1 rRNA gene is annotated in these 1,842 nt (G+C 57.8%); it reads right to left on the bottom strand.

The window, feature by feature from the left end:
• Window positions 1-12 precede the first annotated feature (12 nt).
• Window positions 13-1,842: ribosomal RNA gene (locus ACBR40_RS47035) — 23S ribosomal RNA — on the bottom strand; the annotation flags it as partial.

Below are 1,842 nucleotides of genomic sequence, written 5' to 3'. Positions count from 1 at the left end.
AAAGTATGCTTTGAGGTCAAGTCCTCGGCCTATTAGTACCGGTCAGCTCCACACGTTACCGCGCTTCCACCTCCGGCCTATCAACCCGGTCGTCTACCGGGAGCCTTACCCCCTCACAGGGTGGGAGACCTCATCTCAAGGCGAGCTTCCCGCTTAGATGCTTTCAGCGGTTATCCCTTCCGAACGTAGCCAACCAGCCGTGCACCTGGCGATACAACTGGCACACCAGAGGTTCGTCCGTCCCGGTCCTCTCGTACTAGGGACAGCCCCTTTCAAGTCTCCTGCGCGCGCAGCGGATAGGGACCGAACTGTCTCGCGACGTTCTAAACCCAGCTCGCGTACCGCTTTAATGGGCGAACAGCCCAACCCTTGGGACCTACTCCAGCCCCAGGATGCGACGAGCCGACATCGAGGTGCCAAACCATCCCGTCGATATGGACTCTTGGGGAAGATCAGCCTGTTATCCCCGGGGTACCTTTTAGCCGTTGAGCGACACCGCTTCCACACGCCGATGCCGGATCACTAGTCCCAGCTTTCGCTCCTGCTCGACCCGTCAGTCTCACAGTCAAGCTCCCTTGTGCACTTACACTCAACACCTGATTGCCAACCAGGCTGAGGGAACCTTTGGGCGCCTCCGTTACCCTTTAGGAGGCAACCGCCCCAGTTAAACTACCCACCAGACACTGTCCCCGATCCGGATCACGGACCAGAGTTAGACGTTCAAAACGACCAGAGTGGTATTTCACCAATGACTCCACCCGAACTAGCGTCCGAGCTTCCCAGTCTCCCACCTATCCTACACAAGACGCTCCAAACGCCAATGTCAAGCTGTAGTGAAGGTCCCGGGGTCTTTCCGTCCTGCTGCGCGAAACGAGCATCTTTACTCGTAGTGCAATTTCGCCGGGTCTGTGGTTGAGACAGCGGGGAAGTCGTTACGCCATTCGTGCAGGTCGGAACTTACCCGACAAGGAATTTCGCTACCTTAGGATGGTTATAGTTACCACCGCCGTTTACCGGCGCTTAAGTTCTCACCTTCGCCCAACCGAAGTCGGACTAAGCGGTCCCCTTAACGTTCCGGCACCGGGCAGGCGTCAGTCCGTATACATCGTCTTACGACTTCGCACGGACCTGTGTTTTTAGTAAACAGTCGCTTCCCCCTGGCCACTGCGACCCCCACCAGCTCCAGGCGCAAAGCCCATCACCAGCAGAGGTCCCCCTTCTCCCGAAGTTACGGGGGCAATTTGCCGAGTTCCTTAACCACAGTTCACCCGATCGCCTTAGTATTCTCTACCTGACCACCTGAGTCGGTTTAGGGTACGGGCCGCCACAACACTCACTAGAGGCTTTTCTCGGCAGCATAGGATCATCCACTTCACCACAATCGGCTCGGCATCACATCTCAGGATTAGTACGAGGCGGATTTGCCTACCTCGCTCCCTACATGCTTACCCCAGGACAACCATCGCCTGGGCTGGACTACCTTCCTGCGTCACCCCATCGCTTACCTACTACCCGATCGGACCGAGCGTTCAGCCTGACACCCGCCCCGAAGGGCCGGCCGACTTAAGGACTCTTAGCATCACGAGGTTCAGTATGGGCGCATTGAAGCGGGTACGGGAATATCAACCCGTTGTCCATCGACTACGCCTGTCGGCCTCGCCTTAGGTCCCGACTTACCCTGGGCGGATTAGCCTGCCCCAGGAACCCTTGGTCATCCGGCGCGAGGGTTTCTCACCCTCGATTCGCTACTCATGCCTGCATTCTCACTCGCACAGCCTCCACGACTAGATCACTCTGCCGCTTCACCGGCTGCACGACGCTCCCCTACCCACCAACAAGAAC

The organism is Nonomuraea sp. AD125B (assembly GCF_041402765.1).
Classification (GTDB): domain Bacteria; phylum Actinomycetota; class Actinomycetes; order Streptosporangiales; family Streptosporangiaceae; genus Nonomuraea; species Nonomuraea bangladeshensis.
This window is presented reverse-complemented; position numbering and strand designations above follow the sequence as displayed.